The 17,005-nt window shown below is 61.2% G+C and carries 14 protein-coding genes and 1 pseudogene; 5 read left to right on the top strand and 10 right to left on the bottom strand.

Features of this window, described 5'->3' with window-relative positions; genetic code table 11:
- Positions 1-649 precede the first annotated feature (649 nt).
- Together HX875_RS17800 and HX875_RS17795 are read right to left on the bottom strand one after the other, a co-directional pair.
- Complete coding sequence (locus tag HX875_RS17800) at positions 650-2,038, bottom strand: hypothetical protein (protein WP_177044189.1); 1,389 nt, start codon at positions 2,036-2,038, stop codon at positions 650-652.
- A gap of 267 nt (positions 2,039-2,305) precedes the next feature.
- Complete coding sequence (locus HX875_RS17795) at positions 2,306-2,806, bottom strand: Lrp/AsnC family transcriptional regulator (protein ID WP_177044188.1); 501 nt, start codon at positions 2,804-2,806, stop codon at positions 2,306-2,308.
- A 118-nt stretch (positions 2,807-2,924) separates the two neighbouring features.
- Here HX875_RS17795 and HX875_RS17790 point away from each other — a divergent pair, with 118 nt between their 5' ends.
- The 4 genes and pseudogenes from HX875_RS17790 to HX875_RS17775 all read left to right on the top strand — a co-directional run.
- A complete protein-coding gene (locus HX875_RS17790; RefSeq protein WP_177044187.1) occupies positions 2,925-3,959 on the top strand; it encodes a histone deacetylase family protein in 1,035 nt (344 codons plus the stop codon).
- Positions 3,960-4,035: 76 nt separating this feature from the next.
- Positions 4,036-5,445, top strand: coding sequence for an amino acid permease (locus HX875_RS17785; RefSeq protein WP_177044186.1), 1,410 nt, complete (start codon positions 4,036-4,038; stop codon positions 5,443-5,445).
- A gap of 204 nt (positions 5,446-5,649) precedes the next feature.
- Entirely contained in the window at positions 5,650-7,059 is a 1,410-nt protein-coding gene (locus HX875_RS17780) for an OprD family outer membrane porin (RefSeq protein WP_177044185.1), read from the top strand.
- A 59-nt stretch (positions 7,060-7,118) separates the two neighbouring features.
- Positions 7,119-7,364: pseudogene (locus tag HX875_RS17775) on the top strand (TOBE domain-containing protein); the annotation flags it as partial.
- Between the two features lie 161 nt (positions 7,365-7,525).
- Here HX875_RS17775 and HX875_RS17770 read toward each other — a convergent pair.
- The 3 genes from HX875_RS17770 to HX875_RS17760 form a co-directional block, all read right to left on the bottom strand.
- Positions 7,526-8,035 (bottom strand): cytochrome P460 family protein, encoded by a 510-nt coding sequence (locus tag HX875_RS17770; RefSeq protein ID WP_177044184.1) that lies wholly within the window; start codon positions 8,033-8,035, stop codon positions 7,526-7,528.
- A complete protein-coding gene (locus HX875_RS17765) occupies positions 8,035-9,075 on the bottom strand; it encodes an alpha/beta fold hydrolase (protein WP_177044183.1) in 1,041 nt (346 codons plus the stop codon). Before HX875_RS17765 ends, HX875_RS17770 begins: the two co-directional genes overlap by 1 nt.
- 133 nt (positions 9,076-9,208) lie before the next feature.
- Positions 9,209-9,736 carry a GNAT family N-acetyltransferase gene (locus tag HX875_RS17760; protein ID WP_177044182.1) on the bottom strand — a complete coding sequence of 176 codons (528 nt, stop codon included), beginning with the start codon at positions 9,734-9,736 and terminating at the stop codon, positions 9,209-9,211.
- A gap of 150 nt (positions 9,737-9,886) precedes the next feature.
- Between HX875_RS17760 and HX875_RS17755 the strand changes: the two genes are divergently transcribed.
- Positions 9,887-11,014, top strand: coding sequence for a GGDEF domain-containing protein (locus tag HX875_RS17755; RefSeq protein ID WP_177044181.1), 1,128 nt, complete (start codon positions 9,887-9,889; stop codon positions 11,012-11,014).
- A gap of 3 nt (positions 11,015-11,017) precedes the next feature.
- On the opposite strand, the gene HX875_RS17750 is transcribed toward HX875_RS17755, so the two are convergent.
- The 5 genes from HX875_RS17750 to lhgO form a co-directional block, all read right to left on the bottom strand.
- A complete protein-coding gene (locus tag HX875_RS17750; RefSeq protein ID WP_177044180.1) occupies positions 11,018-12,694 on the bottom strand; it encodes an ATP-binding protein in 1,677 nt (558 codons plus the stop codon).
- 141 nt (positions 12,695-12,835) lie between these two features.
- Positions 12,836-13,255, bottom strand: coding sequence for an organic hydroperoxide resistance protein (locus tag HX875_RS17745; RefSeq protein WP_177044179.1), 420 nt, complete (start codon positions 13,253-13,255; stop codon positions 12,836-12,838).
- A gap of 140 nt (positions 13,256-13,395) precedes the next feature.
- Entirely contained in the window at positions 13,396-14,250 is an 855-nt protein-coding gene (locus tag HX875_RS17740) for a CAP domain-containing protein (protein ID WP_177044178.1), read from the bottom strand.
- Positions 14,251-14,331: 81 nt separating this feature from the next.
- The gene (locus HX875_RS17735) at positions 14,332-15,657 is read right to left on the bottom strand and encodes an MFS transporter (protein ID WP_177044177.1); all 1,326 of its coding nucleotides are present in this window, start codon (positions 15,655-15,657) and stop codon (positions 14,332-14,334) included.
- A 58-nt stretch (positions 15,658-15,715) separates the two neighbouring features.
- Positions 15,716-16,909 carry an L-2-hydroxyglutarate oxidase gene (lhgO, locus tag HX875_RS17730; RefSeq protein WP_177044176.1) on the bottom strand — a complete coding sequence of 398 codons (1,194 nt, stop codon included), beginning with the start codon at positions 16,907-16,909 and terminating at the stop codon, positions 15,716-15,718.
- Between the last annotated feature and the right edge of the window lie 96 nt (positions 16,910-17,005).

The raw sequence follows: 17,005 nt of genomic DNA, 5'->3' as shown, positions 1-17,005 counted from the left end.
GATTTCGGCTTTTTGTTGGAAACACTACAGGGGGCGTCAAGGATATAGGGGGCAAAGGTTTATGTGGGAGCTGTCGAGCCTTGGCGAGGCTGCGATGGGATCACCTCGGTGAACCTGAAAGACCGAGGCGCCTGCATCGCGGACAAGCCCGGCTCCCACAGTGTGGGTGGCACTGCTTTACTGTGGGAGCTGTCGAGCCTTGGCGAGGCTGCGATGGGATCACCTCGGTGAACCTGAAAGACCGAGGCGCCTGCATCGCGGGCAAGCCCGGCTCCCACAGTGTTGGTGACACCGTTTTATTGTGGGAGCTGTCGAGCCTTGGCGAGGCTGCGATGGGATCACCTCGGTGTACCTGAAAGACCGAGTCGCCTGCATCGCGGGCAAGCCCGGCTCCTACAGTGTTGGTGTCACTGCTTACTGTGGGAGCTGTCGAGCCTTGGCGAGGCTGCGATGGGATCACCTCGGTGAACCTGAAAGACCGAGGCGCCTGCATCGCGGGCAAGCCCGGCTCCCACAGTGTTGGTGTCACTGCTTACTGTGGGAGCTGTCGAGCCTTGGCGAGGCTGCGATGGGGTCACCTCGGTGTACCTGACAGCACGAGGGGCCTGCATCGCCGCCTCGCTAGGCTCGATGGCTCCTACACGAGTGCTTATTCGAATGTGTCGATCCGGTGATCATTGTAGGAGTAAGGGTTCTTGTCGAGGCTGGCCCGGAAGAAGTAGCCATAGTCTTCCAGATAGTAAATGCGACTCACCGGGTCTACCTCTTCGGCCCTGTCCTGACAGGCCAACGCTTTTGCCTTGCCCAACAGCCGGGGGTGGAGTTCGCTCGCCGCCAGTTCGCGTTCTACCCGACAGTCACTGGTTGCGGGTTTGGAGACATGGGTGCCGGCCCGGTTGTTAACGACGGAGAAGGCCCTGGTGTAGCTCACCGTTTCCCCGACGGGCAGGTTTTTCCAATCCCCGCTGTAACTCAGCTGGGTGAGCGTGGTAGTTTGCTGCATGCCACGCGGGCCCTCGGTGAATGAGGCCCTGGAGTACAGGGCGAGAAAGCCGCGCCATCCCGCGGTATAGGTCTCGCCATCTTCCTCACGTAGAGCGACGTTCAATTGCCCGCTGACCGGGTCGCTAGAAAAGAAACGCTCCTCCTTGACCGGCTCGGTGACGCCCCGAAATGTCGAGGTGCCCGTCACCCGCAGGTACTTGAGCGAACGGCTCGGCGGGTCGAGATTCAACTGCTCGATCGCCGCCAATATCGCGGGCGCCACGGCGGGCAAGGTCACGGGCAACGGTACGATCAGGCGCGGTGTAAACGGCTCCAGCCCTGCCACCTTGTCGGCGCCCTCGCACACCTTGGCGAGCAGCGCCCGTTGTTGTGGATTGCCACTGGCGATGGCTTGGCTGGGCGGCGAACGGTCGACACCGCCATCGCTGACCTGATTGCTCGCGTCCAGGCTGTAACTCGCCAGCCGCTTGAACGTGCCGGCGCCACAAGACACAGCGTACCGCTCACGTTGTTGCGCATAAGGCGCGTTGTGAGGCGGCGATTGGCGAATGACCGGGCTATCGATCGCCCCCCAGAAGCGCACCTCATCGCCCGCCTTGCTCAGGCTATTGCGATCGAGCAACAACCAAATGCCGTGATCGTCTGCACTCAGCCGGCGCCAGTCAGGTGTTGGCGTTTGGGCGCAGGCTTGGATGAATGAAGGGTTGGCAGCCAGTATCGGCCGCAATTTCTCAGGTATCCCGGAGCCCGGGCCGTACTGGGCACTGCCCGTGGAGTACACCCGCTGATTGCTATTGAGATAGGTCAGTCGCAGGCGTTTCGACGAACACGCGGCCTCCACCTGAATCGACTGGTTGGGCACGTTAGTTGGCAGTTGAAAACTCAGCACATCACCATCGCGCAGGATGCTGTCGGCCACCAGGGGTTGGGCCAGGATGGTCTGCAAACCCCATTCGGTTTTTGTGTCGGGCGTGGCGCAGCCGGCCAGGCCGATAATGCCGGCAATAAGCATAAAGACAGGGGATAGACGCACGTGGACCTCTCTGAATCCATTCGGGGTAGGTGTTGGCTGCCCAGGTACGAGCGTGGCTCAGGCGCTGGACGAAGGGATTGTAGGAGAGGTTGGGAAGGTTGTCGGATTAATTGCTGTCACATAGCCACCTTTTATGACATGGCATGAGCACGACCTGTGGCGAGGGAGCTTGCTCCCGTTGGGCTGCGAAGCGGCCCCAAAAAACTCAGGGGCGCTGCGCACCCCAACGGGAGCAAGCTCCCTCGCCACAGTGGTTATTGAACCGGATCATTTTCCCACCCGCCCCGGAATCGCCACCCGACTCGTCGCCTTCACCTCCCGCAACGCCAGACTCGACTGAATCGACGCAATCCCCAACTGCCGCCGCAGCACGCTCTCCACAAAATCACTGTACCCATCCAGATCCTCCGCCAGCACCTGCAACAGATAATCCGCATCTCCGGTGATCTTGTGGCAGGACTGCACCTGGGGCAGTTCCTTGATCACCGCTTCAAAATCCTCCGGCGTATGGTCGGAATGCACCGCAAACCGCACATGCACAAACGCCATGATTTCCAGCCCGAGCATCTTGCGATCCAGGTTGGCCTGGTAGTCCTTGATCACGCCTTCTTCCTCCAGGCGCTTACGCCGACGCCAGCAGGGCGTGAGGCTCAGTGACAGGCGCTCGCTGAGTTCGGCGTTGGAAATACTCGCGTCTTCCTGCAGCAACGCGAGGATGGCGAGATCGGTGTCGTCAAGTGCGACCTGTTTGGTTTTATTTTTCTTCATGGTGGCTCTTTGGGGTAAAAATGCCCGATTACGCTAGCATCGGCGCACGTAAAAGCAAAGAAAGCCCAGCGCAGCCAGAACAAAATAATCACCTGTCTTTCACGGGTGGATGTCTTTTATGTTGACTGTATTCAGTGATTCTCATCGTTTGCACCATGGCACCGAGCTTAAGGATGGCGTGCTCAAGCCGTCCTTCGAACAACCCAGCCGTGCCGACACCGTGCGTGATCGGGTCAAGCACGTTGGGCTGGGCGATATCATCGTGCCGCGCACGTTCGACCGGGCCTGTTACGTCAATGCCCACAGCGAACGCTACGTGTCTTTCCTGGAAACCGCCTGGGCGGAATGGACTGCGATTGGCCGTGCCCATGACGCCTTGCCGCTGGTGTGGCCAGTGCGTGACCTGGCCAATGCGCACGTGCCGGAATTTATCGACGGCAAGCTCGGGTTTTTCGCGATGGATGCCGGCTCGCCCATCACCAGCACCACCTGGGAGGCGGTGAAGACCAGCGCTGATATTGCACTCACCGGCCTGGCCTTGATCGATGAAGGCCACAACAGTGCCTTCGCCTTGTGCCGTCCACCGGGTCACCACGCGGCGCGGGAATACATGGGCGGTTATTGCTACCTGAATAATGCGGCCATCGCAGCGCAACAGGCGATCACCCAAGGCGCCAAACGGGTCGCGGTGCTGGACGTGGATTTCCACCACGGCAACGGCACGCAGAACATTTTCTACGACCGTAGCGACGTGTTGTTTGTCTCGCTGCATGGCGAACCTGCGGTGTCGTATCCCTACTATTCGGGCTTCAGTGCCGAGCGCGGTGCGGGGGCGGGCGAGGGGTTCAACCTGAACTACCCGCTGGCCAAAAACACCGGGTGGAGCACCTATAAGGAAGCTTTGATCGACGCCTGCACCCAACTGCGCAGGTTCTCGCCAGAGGTGCTGGTGATCTCCCTCGGTGTCGACACGTTCAAGGACGACCCCATCAGTCACTTCCTGCTGGAAAGCCGCGATTTCCTCGGCATCGGCGAGATCATCGCCAGCGTTGGCGTGCCCACGCTGTTCGTGATGGAAGGCGGCTACATGGTCGATGAAATCGGCATCAACGCCGTCAACGTGCTGCACGGTTTCGAGAACAAGCACGCCTGATCCCGACGCCATTCCAACAATAAACAATCCCGACTTTTTTCTGCCAAAACTCAAAAACATAACAAGAGGTTTTGTGATGAAAACAACCGTGCCCGGGCTGATTGAAAAGCCCGCTTTGCAACGCACCCTCAGCAACCGACATATTCAACTGATGGCCATGGGCGGTGCGATTGGTACCGGCCTGTTCATGGGCTCGGGCAAGATCATTGCGCTGTCCGGCACCTCGATCATCCTGATCTACATGATCATCGGGCTGTTTGTGTATTTCGTGATGCGCGCCATGGGCGAGTTGCTGTTATCCAACCTGAACTTCAAGAGCTTCGCCGACTTTGCCGGTGCGTACCTGGGGCCGCGTGCGGCGTTCTTTCTCGGCTGGTCGTATTGGCTGAGCTGGAGCGTGGCGGTGGTGGGGGATGCCGTGGTGGTGGGGGGCTTTTTCCAGTACTGGTTCCCGGACGTGCCGGCGTGGATCCCGGCGATTGCGATGCTGCTGACGCTGTTTGCATTGAATGTGCTGACGGTGCGGCTGTTTGGCGAGGTGGAGTTCTGGTTTGCGATCATCAAGATCATCGCCGTGGTGACCCTGATCAGCGTGAGCGTGGTGCTGATTGCCAGCTCGTTTGTGTCACCCACCGGCGTCACCGCCTCCCTGACGCATTTGCTGGATAAACAGGCGGCGTTTCCCAATGGCCTGTTCGGCTTCTTTGCCGGGTTCCAGATGGCGATCTTCTCGTTCGCCGGCACTGAGTTGATCGGCACGGCGGCGGCTGAAACCCGCTCGCCCGAGAAGACGCTGCCCAAGGCGATCAACTCGATTCCGCTGCGGATCATCCTGTTTTACGTGCTGGCCCTGGCGTGCATCATCGCCGTGACGTCCTGGCAGCAGGTGTCACCGAGCAAGAGTCCGTTCGTTGAGCTGTTCCTGGTGGCCGGGTTTCCCGCTGCAGCCGGGCTTGTGAACTTCGTGGTGCTGACGTCGGCGGCATCGTCCGCCAACAGCGGGGTGTTCTCGGCCAGTCGCATGCTGTTCGGCCTGGCGGACTTGGGCGATGCCCCCGAAATTTTCCGGCGACTGTCGAACAACAGCGTGCCGTTTATCAGCCTGGCGTTTACCACCTTCCTGATGCTGCTGGGCTTATTGCTGCTGTTTATAGTCCCGGAAGTGATGACGGCCTTTACTATCGTCTCCACCGTTTCGGCGATTTTGGTGATCTTTACCTGGTCGACGATCCTGGCGTCCTACATCTCCTATCGGAAAAAGTGCCCAGAGCTACATGAAAAATCGCTGTACAAAATGCCCGGTGGTGTACCGATGGCCTGGGTTTCACTTGGGTTCCTGGCCTTTGTACTCAGCTTGCTGGCACTTCGCCCAGACACCCGCCTGGCGCTTTGCGTGATGCCGGCGTGGTTTGTGTGGCTGGCGGTTGCCTACCATTTCTCGCATTTTCGCAGCCGACTTCAGCCTGATCAGCGCACAGCGCTATAGCGGTCGTCATACAACTCACGCGGATTCGACCGTCAAAAAAGGCCGTTCTGTACGGCCTTTTCATGACGGTTTTTTCATCGCTACATGACAAAAATTTCACATTCTGCGCCATAGGCCCCATGCCACAATCCGCAGCGTTTGCAGGGCCGCAACGGTATTCGCTCGAAGGACAGTAAAAAAATAATGTTCACAGGGGCGCAGTAAATGAAACTCTCTACATTAGCGTTGGCCATCACCGCGGCCGTCCTCGCACAACACGCCAGCGCAGATGACTTTGGTCTTGGCTCACTCGGCACGGGTAACGGTCACAGCGGCTTCCTTGAGGACAGCCACTCGTCGATCAGTTCGCGCACCATGTACTACAACGCCGACGTTCACTCCGGCACCGCGAATGACCTGCGTGAAGCGGCTCAAGTACTGCGTTTCGACTACAAATCCGGTTACACCCAAGGCACCGTAGGCATCGGGTTCGACGTGATGGCCTTTGGCGCCTTGCGTCTGGACGGTGGCGATGGCCACGCAGCGGGTAACGGCCTGTCGGGTAACGGCAACAGCTTCTTCCCCGTGAAGAACAACGGCACCGAGCCTGCTGACAGCTTCGGTCGCGCAGCCGGCAACGTTAAATTCCGTATTTCCCAGACAGAACTGCACGTGGGCGGTGGCTTGGCCCCGATCCTGCCGATCCTGGTGTCCAACGACAGCCGTGCCGCGCCGCAAACCTTTGACGGCGGCATCCTGACCTCCAAGGACATTCCCAACGTCACCTTCACGGGCGGCGAGCTGAACAAGGCCGAAGGTCGTGCATCGAGTAACTCCACGGGCTTGAGCGTCGCCGGCGCCACTCGCGACAGCGACAGCTTCCGTTTCGGCGGCGTTGACTACCAGCCGTTCGGTTCTTCTGACAACGTCATCGCTAAAAACCTGACGTTGCAGTACTACTACGCCGACCTGGAAGACTTCTACAAACAGAACTATTTCGGCCTGGTGCATGTACTGCCGTTGGGCAATGACCAATCGTTCAAGACCGACCTGCGCTATTTCGACAGCACCAGCGACGGCAAGAACGGTTCGGCCGGCTATGCGTTCAACAACAACGGCGGCTATGCCAAGCACGCCGGTGAAGTCGACAACAAAACCTACAGTGCTGCCTTCACCTACCAGTTGGGCGGCAGCCAGTTGATGCTCGGCCACATTGGCGTGAGCGACGACGGCGGCTTCGTGTGGGTCAACCAGGGCAGCATCGCCGACCCAACTGCCCAAGGCGCGGCCGGCTCCGACTTCTACCTGTTCACCGACGCAGTGGTTGGCCAGTTCTCCCGCGCGGGCGAGCAGGTCAATTTCGGTCAGTACCTGTATGACTTCAGAACCCTGGTGCCGGGCCTGAAAGCTTCCGTTGCCTACCTCAACGGTAGCGACATCAAGGCCAAGGTTGCCGGCGGCAGCGATCAGTCGGAACGCGAAACCGATTTCCGTCTTGATTACGTCGTGCAAGAGGGCCCGCTGAAAGGCTTCGGTACAACCTTCCGTACCGGTAGCTACCACGGTCACAACACCGGCACTGCCGACCAGGACCAAACCCGTTTGATCTTCAACTACACCTACGCGCTGTTTTAATCAGTCGCGGGTAAACGCTCCAAACGAAGGCCGCCTGTTGGGCGGCCTTTTTTTTGCGCATCCGCAATCTGGGCATCGCCGTGGGCAAGGAAGCGATCGCGCTGATCAAGGCTCCGTGGGTGATGCTGATGACTGAATCCAGCGACATCCGCCTGTCGGCCCGCAACTGCCTGGAAGGCAAAGTGCTGAGCGTGAATGACGGCGCGGTGAATGCGCAAGTGGTGATCGAGCTGGGCCTGAAGCCGGGTGTGAGTGCCACGGCGGTGATCAAGGCGTCCCATATCATCCTGGGTGTGCCAGCCTGATAAAACCCACCCACGTAGCAGCTGTCGAGCCCAAGCGAGGCTGCGTCAGCGGTGTATCTGACACACCGCCGACGCAGCCTCGCTTGGGCTCGACAGCTGCTACGGATCGGTCGTGACGGAGCGCGAGTCATTAATCAGCGTTGCAGCGATCATTCAATGGGCTAAGGCGCCAGCCGCGTAAACACATAATCATGGTTCTTCACCAACGCCTGATGGCAGGCAAAGCATGTCTCATGCTGCGCCTGGTCCGCCGGTTTGCCGTTGATGAACCGTCCAAAGCCCCAGCCTCCGGTCGCTGCATACTTCTTCGAATCCTTGACCATGAACTGCACGGTGGTGGCCGCGCCGGGAATCGAGGCGGTCTTGAACTCGGGCGACTGCACATGTTTCCACGCCAGCTTGGCCAGCACGGTGCCGTCGGGGAAGGGCAGCGTGCCCTCGCGGTAGGCCTTGAGCGCGACGGTGTTGCCCAGCACCACCCGAAGTTCATTCAGCGGGTCGGCTTCCTGGGCCGGCGCGATCAGCTCCCATTGGCGGTAGCCGTCGGGAATTGTCACACCGTAGATCGGCGAAGGCTCGCTGGTGGCCGGGCCGCCAGAGGCGAACCCGGTAGCGGCGGCCACCACGGCGGCGGTTGTAGCGACGAGTGCAGCAAGGTGCAGGCGCTTCATCACAGGTGATCCGCATCAATCACGGCCTTGGCAAAGGCTTGCGGGGCTTCCTGCGGCAAGTTGTGGCCGATGCCGCCGCTGATCAGCCGGTATTCGTATTTGCCGGTAAAGCGCTTGGCGTAGTCTTGCGCCGCCGGGTGCGGGGCGCCGTTGGCGTCGCCTTCCATGGTGATGGTGGGCACGCTGATGGACGGGGCGGTGGCGAGTTTCTGTTCCAGCGCAGCGTATTTTTTCTCGCCCTGCACCAGCCCCAGGCGCCAGCGGTAGTTGAAGATCGACACGGCGACGTGGTCGGGGTTGTCCAGGCCTTTGGCGCTGCGGTCGAAGGTGGCGTCGTCAAACACCCATTTCGGCGAGGCGATCTGCCAGATCAACTTGGCGAAGTCATGGGTGTTTTTTGCATAGCCGGCGGCGCCGCGATCGGTGGCGAAGTAGAACTGGTACCACCATTGCAACTCGGCCTTGGGTGGCAAGGGGTTCTTGCCAGCGGCCTGGTTGCCGATCAGGTAGCCGCTGACGGATACCAGCGCCTTGACCCGCTCAGGCCACAACGCCGAGACGATGTCGGCGGTGCGTGCGCCCCAGTCGTAGCCGCCGAGCACGGCTTGCTTGATGTGCAGTGCGTCCATGAAGTCGATCAGGTCGACAGCGAGTGCGGCCGGCTGGCCGTTGCGCAGGGTCTTGGCCGACAGGAAATGGGTGTCGCCGTAGCCACGGGCGTAGGGCACCAGTACGCGGTAACCCTGGGCGGCCAGCAGCGGCGCGACTTCGGAGTAGCTGTCAATGTCGTAGGGCCAGCCGTGCAGCAGGATCACCACCGGGCCATCGGCCGGGCCGACTTCGGCGTAGGCCACGTCCAGCAAGCCGGCCTTCACGTGCTTCAGCGGGCCAAACGCGGTGTGGGCACTTGCGCTGGCAACCGCAGGCGCTTGCGTGTCCTGTGCACTGGCAACGCCGAGGGCACCGAACTGCAACAGCGCAAAGGCCAGCAGCGACGCGCCCATCAGGCGGCGGGATGGGATGTTCAACTGTGTGTGCATGGTGAGCCTCCGGCGGCGGGTTGTGTGCCTGGCTCACAGTTGAACGTGGTTGTGTATCCCGTCTGTTTCGAGAAAACGCTTGGGTTAAAGCTTTTGTATCGCAGGGGTGTTTGGACACACTGCGATACACAGGTCAGACGGGCCGGGTGGCCCTGTACACCAGGCTCGGCGCCTGCCCGGGTACATCATCCAGTTCATCGATGTGCTGCATGCCGATCTTTTCCAGCACCTTGATCGAGGCTGCATGCGCGGGACGCACCACGCCGTACACCTGTGGCTGGTCCAGCTCGACAAAGCCAAATTGCAACGCCGCCCTGGCAAGCTCCGTGGCAAAGCCCTTGCCCCAGGCACTGACCGCGAAGCGATAACCCAGGTTGATCCGCTGGACCTCGTTGTACTTGTACAACGTGATGCCACCAAAGCCGATCACACACGCCGGCGCTTCCCGGGTGGCGATGGCCCACTGGCCAAAGCCGTGTGTTTCCCAATGGTCCAGCCAGCGATCCATGACGTTTGCGGCCTGCTGGATATCCGTCAAAGGCCCGGCCGGGTTGTAGCGGTTAGTCTCGGGATCGCCATAGATGGCGAATACACTGGCCACATCGTCGATCGTTGGGGCCCTGAGTATCAGGCGCGGGGTGGTTACAGGACGGGTATTCATGGATGGGCTCTGATCCTTGGAGCGAGAGAGAAGGTGTTCACCTATATTTATCCTGCTTTCGGCGCTCTAGCACGCTTGATTCAGTTGTTAGGGCTACTGGCAGGATGCCACAATGGCACTTTGTCGCAGCAGTATGATCAGGCGGACCAAATGAATGGCCTTGGGCGTGGGCAGGACCAGGATTGCTTCATCGAGGAGCAGGTACGAACGGATCGATTGCATCAGCTGTTTCGCCAGTCATTTTCGGCGGTGTTCGGCAGTTATATGGCGGCGGCCATGCTGTGCTGGCTGTGCTGGGAGCGGTTTGACCAGCGGGTAATGCTGGTGTGGCTGGTGGTGCTGGCGGGGACTTCGCTGCTGCGGATCTCGATGTTCATGGCCTGGTTTCGTTGCCCCAACAGCGAGCGCACCCCCGCACGCTGGGAGCGGCGCTACTGGCTCACGTTGATGCTGTCTGCCGGGGTCTGGGGCCTGGGCGCATTGGCGCTGATGCCCACCGACGACCGGCTGTCCCAGGCCTTGGTGATGCTGTTCACCGTGGGCATGTCAGTGAGTGCGGTCTCGTGTTATTCGGCCTATCGCTATATGACCCTGGTCTCCATGGGCCTGGTATTGCTGCCATGCACCCTGTGGCTGCTGTTTCAACCGTCCTCGATGCAAGTCGGCATGGCGCTGGCGGTGCTGGTGTTTTCCTCGTTTGTCGGCGGCGCCACGCGCAAGCTGTCGGACGCCCTGGAAAAGGCCTTTCGCCTGACCCGGCAAATGGAACGTGCCCACAATATCTCCACCCGCGCCGCACAAACCGATGAGCTTACCGGCCTGATGAACCGCCGGGCATTCTTCGAGCATGCGCAGTTGCTCTACGAACAGTGCCGGCATAACCAGCAGCCGTTGTGCGCGCTGATGATGGACATGGACCACTTCAAGAACATCAATGACACCTACGGCCACCAGGCCGGGGACCAGGTGTTGCGGCAGATCGGCGGGGTGATCAGCGCCTCGTTTCGCCAGGCTGACGTGTACGGACGGCTGGGAGGCGAGGAATTTGCGGTGCTGTTGCCGGACACGTCGCTGGAGACTGGGCGGGACATCGCCGAGCAGTTGATCAAGGCGATTGCCGGGCTGGCCAGCGAGCCGGTCCATGGGCTCACCGCCAGCCTCGGCGTTGCCTGGGCCCGGGCGGTGGATCAAGACCTGCACGGCTTGATGAACACCGCCGACAAGGCCCTGTACCGCGCCAAGGCCCTTGGTCGCAATCAGGTGGCCGTGGCCGAATAGGGCTTAGCCCTTGGGCAGTGCCTTGGCCAGCACCTGGGAGACCTGGTCGGCCGAGTAGGGCTTGGGCAGGAAGGCCAGGCCTTCATAGCCGCCGTCAGCCAGTTCCTGGCTGTAGCCGGAGGTCAACACCACCGGCAGGGCGGGCCTGCGCCGCCGCAACTCCCTGGCCAGCGCCACGCCGGTGATGCCGGGCATCACCACGTCGGAAAACACCGCGTCGAACCCCATTGCATCCGCACCGGCCAGCTCCAGCGCCTGTTCGGCGTTGGTCGCCCAGGTGGTCCGGTAGCCCAGGTCCTGGAGGATCTGATTGGCAAAACGGCCCACTTCCAGGTTGTCTTCCACCACCAGGATATGGCGCTGGGCGCTTTCTGCCACCAGCCCGCAAGTCTGATGCGTGGGGTTTTCAAAGCCTTCTTCGGGCACCACCTGCGGCAGGTACAGGGTAAACACCGTGGCTTGGCCGACCTTGCTGGCCACATCGACGTTACCACCCGATTGCTTGGCGAAACCGAACACCTGGGACAGCCCGAGGCCCGTGCCCTTGCCGACTTCCTTGGTGGTAAAGAAGGGTTCGAAGATACGCTCGAACGTCTCGACGGGAATCCCGCTGCCGGTGTCGGTGAGTGAGATCGCGATAAACGCCTGGCAGGAACCGGCGTCGCCGCGGATGCTCGGTAGCGGAAGATCAGGTTCCACTTTCAGGGTCAGGGTGCCCTGGCTGTTCATGGCATCCCGGGCGTTGAGGGCGACGTTGATCAGTGCGGTTTCAAATTGGCTGGAGTCGGCGCGGATGTAACACGGCTGCCCGGGCAGTTCGACCCGCACCTGGATCCGCGCGCCGGTCACCGTCTCGAGCATTTCGCCGATGTTGTTCACCCGCTGGCCGGCATCGAACACTTCCGGGTTCAGCGGCTGGCGGCGGGCGAATGCAAGCAACTGGCTGGTCAATTTACTGGCCCGTTCCACCGTGTCGGTGACGGCGCCCATGTAGCGCTGGCGACGCTCCTCCGACAGGCCAGGCATACGCAGGAAGTCGACGGATGAGCGAATGATGGTCAGCAGGTTGTTGAAGTCATGGGCCACGCCGCCGGTCAACTGGCCGATGGCTTCGAGCTTCTGCGATTGGCGCAACGCGGCTTCGGTCTGGGTCAGCAGGGTGGTTCTTTCGTCGACACGTTGCTCAAGGCTTGCATTCAACTCCGCCAGGCGGCGGGACAGGACCACGGTGGCGGTGGTTTCGGTCACGGTGTCGAGCATGCCGACCACCTGGCCGTTCACGTCACGAATCGGGCTGTAGCAGAAGGTGAAATACGCCTGTTCCGGTGCGCCGCCGCGTTCAACCGTCAACGGGAAGTTTTCGATGAAGGTGGCTTCACCGGCGAAGGCGGCGTTGGCGATCGGGCTGATCTGGGGCCAGGCTTCCTGCCAGATTTCACTGAAAGGCCGCCCGAGTGCATTGGGTTTGTCGCCAAGAATCGGCACAAAGCCGTCGTTGTACAGCGTGGTCAGCGAAGGCCCCCAGACGATCGCTTGAGGGAAACTTGAGGCCAGGCACAGGGAAACGGTGGTCTTGAGAACGTCCGGCCATTGATCCAGTGGCCCCAATGGCGTCGTTGCCCAGTCGTGATGCCGAACCCGTTCGGCCATTTTGCCGCCGCCTTGCAGCCAGTTTGTCATTGGGTGAACGCCTTCTTTGTCGCGGTTTGCTGAAGCAGGGGTGCCAAGCTACAGACACCCCTGGATTCAGCCAGTTCAGCGGGATTATCGACTAGATGGCATTTTAATGTCTCCGCCGCATAATCACCCGTCAAACCGCGTTCAGACCACGGTGATCGCCACCTCGATATTGCCGCGGGTTGCCTTGGAATACGGGCAGGTCTGGTGGGCCAGATCGACCAGCGCCTGGGCGGCGGAGTGTTCGATACCCGGCAGGCTGACCCGCAGGCGGGCTTGCAGAAAATAGCCATTCTCGGGGCTGTTCACCAGGTCCACTTCGGCACTCACTGCGGTGTCGGCCGGCAGGCGGATTTGCAGGGTTTGCGCGGCCTTGCCCATTGCACCGATAAAGCAGGCGGACCAGCCGGCGCCAAACAATTGCTCGGGGTTGGTACCGGCGGCCTTGGCGCCGGGTGGGGACAGCTTGATGTCCAGTTGCAGGTCATCGCTGTGGGACGCGCCTTCACGCCCGCCAGTGGTGTGGGTTTTGCCGGTGTAGAGCACGGTGCTGTTCTGGGACATGACGGTTTCCTGGTAAGTGACCCGGGGTGGGCCGATGTGCACAGGAAATCGCGCTGGCGTATCCGTAATGTGTCATCGCCCGGGGCGCAGCGCCTCGCAGTGTGTCGTCTCGCTGCGAGGATACGTTGGGATACAAACCCTTATTGCTGCACGCCAAACAACCCCGTCCAGTAGATGCCCGCGTCGCTCTTCGGGTCCATGGCATAGGCGGCGCCCATTTCGCGAAATTGCGGGTTCATCAGGTTGGCGCAGTGCCCGGGGCTGGCGAGCCAGCCGTCGACCACCTTGCGTGGGGTGTCCATGCCGGCGGCAATGTTCTCGCCGATCTGCTGGCCGATGTAGCCCGCCAGTTCAGCCCGGTCGCCCGGGGTGCGGCCATCGTGGTCCAGGTGATCGAAGAAGTTACCGTTGGCCATGTTGCGCGCGTGGCCGGCGGCGGCGGTGGCCAGCGCTTCGTTCCAGCTCAAGGGCGTGGTGGCGGCAAACGCCTGGCCGCCACACTGGTGGGGTTGCTGGCGGGCGGCGTTGATGAGATCGAGCACTTTCTTGCCTTCGGTCTGGGTCTCACCCAGGCCGCTGGTCAGCAGCGGGCGAGCCAGCACGATGCGCCAGTCCTGGCCGCTGTTGCTCACGCCGATATCGATGAACTGCGGGTCGAGCACCACCCGGCAAAAGCTTTCGCGCACGGCTTTCATGGCGGCTTCGGCGTTCTTGGGCCCGCTCAGGCTGATGGCCTGGACGTTGACCATCGGGTACGCCGCCCGCGCCAGCGCCTGCTGCAAATCGCCGACGCTGTTGACCGGCAACACCAGCCGCGTGTCGCTGGCCAGCGGTGGCAGTTCCTGGGAACCCTGGTTGCCGCAGCGCTGAACCTGGCTGCGGTATTGATTGATCGAGTCGACCAACAGGCTTTCTTCACCCGCCTGCGCCTGGGCGCTGAACACCAGACTGGCGGCCAGCGTCGTAAGACCCATCATCAATGACAGAACGCGCATGGACGTTTCCCTTGAGCTTGAAAGTGCCCATGATGCGCGATGAAGGGGCTTGCATGCACCCGTTGGTCCGAACTTTTTGCCTCAGTTCTTGAATGCCGAGTGTTTGCGGCCCTGATCGCACAGGGCGAACACCACCACCAGCAAGGCCGAGATCGCGAGGATTATCACAACGCCATCAGTGGAGTGGGTGGCCGACGCCGCCACCATCGACAACGCCCCTAATGGCGCCAGGCCACCTGCGATGGCGGTGCCGATTTCCCGTCCGGTACCAAAGCCTGAAGAGCGGGTTTGGGTCGGGAACTGCCGGCTCAGGAACGAGCCCTGGGGCGCAAACATCATCGGGGCGAGGATGCCGGTACCCACGCCGATGGCGATATAGATCATCAGGCTCTCACCGGTATTGAGCAGCGCCAGGAACGGGTAGGCAAACAGCAGCGAGAACAGGCCGCCGAGCATCAGCACGGTCTTGCTGCTCCACTTGTCGCACAGCCAGCCGAAGCATGGCACGGCGACGATGGCGATCAGGCTGGCGATGGTTACCGACAGCGAAGTGACGTGCACATCAACGCCCTTGAACTGGGTCAGGTACGCCAGGGAAAAGGTCTTGAAGATGTAGCTCAGGGCGTTGTAGCCAATCGCCACAAAGAACACCACCGCCAAACCCTTGAGGTCGTTCTTGAACAGCGCCTTGAGCGGCGAGGCCTTGGCCTTCGCGGTTTCCTTGCTCAGTTCCTTGAACTCCGGGGTTTCCGGAATGCTGTTGCGCACCCACAGGCCCACACCCACCAGCGCGATGCTGCAAATGAACGGAATCCGCCAGCCGCCGGCCAACAGGAATTCATTGCCGTTGATGGTCAGCAGGTACACGGTCAGGGACGACAGCAGCAAGCCCAGGTTCAGGCCCAATGCCGGCCATGCACCCTGGCTGCCGCGCTTGCCTTCCGAGGCGTGCTCGTAGGACGTGACCGCCGCGCCGGACAATTCGGCCCCGGCACCCAGGCCCTGGATGATGCGGATAAACACCAGCACGATCGGCGCCCAGATGCCGATGGAGGCGTAGCTGGGGATCAGGCCGATCAGCGTGGTGCACACGCCCATCATGCAGAAGGTCAGCACCAGCACTTGTTTACGCCCGAACTTGTCGCCCAGGTAGCCAAACAGAATGCCGCCGAACGGGCGGGCGATAAAACCGATGGCAAACGTGGAAAACGCCATCAGCGTGGCGGCTTTCGGGTCGCTGTTATCGAAGAAGATTTTCGAGAACACAATCGCCGCCATGGTGGCGTACAGGTAAAAGTCATACCACTCCAGCATCGAGCCGAAGATCGTCGCGGCCGCGACTTTGCGCAGGCGTTTCTTGGTTTGCGCGGGCGTTTCAACGTCCGGGGTGCGGGCTGTTGCCGTCATGCTGTAGTTCCTTCTGAGTCATTATATTTATTGTCAAAGTGAGGCGTGTCGCAGGGTGTCAGTGGGGCTTGAACATGCGGTCGGCGATCATCGCGCCGATGGGCATCGCGGAGGTGGCAGCGGGTGAGGGCGCGTTGCACACGTGGAGCATTCGCGGGGTCTGGGCGAACAGGAAGTCGTGCACCAGGGTGCCGTCGCGCATCACCGCCTGGGCGCGGATGCCGGCCTCGAAGGGCAACAGGTCTTCGATGTTCAACGACGGGCAGTACTTGCGGCACTGCTCCAGGTAGCCGGACTTGAACAGCGAGTTCTTCATCTCGACGCTGCCGGAACCGAGGTTCTGCCAGATGGTTTTCCAGAAGCCCGGGAAGCTGGCGTACTGCGCCACGTCGCGCCAGTTCACCGAGAACTTGCGGTAGTTCTCGCGGCCCAGGCCGAGTACGGCATTCGGGCCGACCGTGACGCTGCCGTCGATCATGCGAGTCAGGTGCACACCCAGGAACGGCAGCTCCGGGTCGGGAATCGGGTAGATCAGGTGGTTGACGATGTTGTTTTTCGATGCCGGCAGGCGGAAGTATTCGCCACGGAACGGGATGATCTGGTGGTCGATCTTGACCCCGGCCATCACCGCCAGGCGGTCCGATTGCAAGCCGCCGCACACCACCAGGTGCCTGGCCTGCCAGCTTTCGCCACGGGTGCTGACGGTGACTTTGTCGGTGTCCTCGACGATGGCGGTCACGGTGCGTTCCAGGCAGATTTCACCGCCGGCACGGCGGATCACCCGGGCCATGGTTTCGCAGACTTCGCGGTAATCGACGATGCCGGTGGCGTCCAGGAACAACCCGCCCAAGCCGACGATATTCGGTTCGCGCTGGCGCAACTGGTCGGCGTCCAGGCGTTCGACCTTCATCCCGTTGAGCTGCGAGCGGGCGTAGAGCGCCTCCATCCGCTGCACTTCCAGCGGGGTCGAGGCCACCAGCAACTTGCCGCACACCTCGAACTTGATCCCGTGCTCGGTGCAGAACTGCTTGGTGGCTTCGGCGCCGCGCTTGCACAGGTCAGCCTTGAGGCTGCCCGGCGCGTAGTAGATGCCCGCATGGATCACGCCGCTGTTGTGGCCGGTCTGGTGCTTGGCCAGCAGGCTTTCCTTTTCCAGGATCACCACGGACGCTTCGGGCTGGCGCTTGAGCAGCTCCATCGCGGTGGCCAGGCCGACGATGCCGCCGCCGATGATGCAAAAGTCATAGATCATTGTTTTAGGTACCTACGCATTTCAGTCTGCTTATCAGGTTGTCAGACTAATGGTTTTGTTAAAAAAACGGCGCGCCGGCGGCACGCTTTAAAAGGG

Source organism: Pseudomonas yamanorum (genome assembly GCF_013386765.1).
GTDB classification, from domain to species: Bacteria; Pseudomonadota; Gammaproteobacteria; order Pseudomonadales; family Pseudomonadaceae; genus Aquipseudomonas; species Aquipseudomonas yamanorum_A.
This window is presented reverse-complemented; position numbering and strand designations above follow the sequence as displayed.

Bases quoted from the DNA above. Each gene is read 5' to 3' on its own strand.
- HX875_RS17795 (WP_177044188.1), bottom strand. From the start codon at position 2,806: ATGAAGAAAAATAAAACCAAACAGGTCGCACTTGACGACACCGATCTC.
- HX875_RS17790 (WP_177044187.1), top strand. From the start codon at position 2,925: ATGTTGACTGTATTCAGTGATTCTCATCGTTTGCACCATGGCACCGAG.
- HX875_RS17785 (WP_177044186.1), top strand. From the start codon at position 4,036: ATGAAAACAACCGTGCCCGGGCTGATTGAAAAGCCCGCTTTGCAACGC.
- HX875_RS17780 (WP_177044185.1), top strand. From the start codon at position 5,650: ATGAAACTCTCTACATTAGCGTTGGCCATCACCGCGGCCGTCCTCGCA.
- HX875_RS17770 (WP_177044184.1), bottom strand. From the start codon at position 8,035: ATGAAGCGCCTGCACCTTGCTGCACTCGTCGCTACAACCGCCGCCGTG.
- HX875_RS17765 (WP_177044183.1), bottom strand. From the start codon at position 9,075: ATGCACACACAGTTGAACATCCCATCCCGCCGCCTGATGGGCGCGTCG.
- HX875_RS17760 (WP_177044182.1), bottom strand. From the start codon at position 9,736: ATGAATACCCGTCCTGTAACCACCCCGCGCCTGATACTCAGGGCCCCA.
- HX875_RS17755 (WP_177044181.1), top strand. From the start codon at position 9,887: ATGAATGGCCTTGGGCGTGGGCAGGACCAGGATTGCTTCATCGAGGAG.
- HX875_RS17750 (WP_177044180.1), bottom strand. From the start codon at position 12,694: ATGACAAACTGGCTGCAAGGCGGCGGCAAAATGGCCGAACGGGTTCGG.
- HX875_RS17745 (WP_177044179.1), bottom strand. From the start codon at position 13,255: ATGTCCCAGAACAGCACCGTGCTCTACACCGGCAAAACCCACACCACT.
- HX875_RS17740 (WP_177044178.1), bottom strand. From the start codon at position 14,250: ATGCGCGTTCTGTCATTGATGATGGGTCTTACGACGCTGGCCGCCAGT.
- HX875_RS17735 (WP_177044177.1), bottom strand. From the start codon at position 15,657: ATGACGGCAACAGCCCGCACCCCGGACGTTGAAACGCCCGCGCAAACC.
- lhgO (WP_177044176.1), bottom strand. From the start codon at position 16,909: ATGATCTATGACTTTTGCATCATCGGCGGCGGCATCGTCGGCCTGGCC.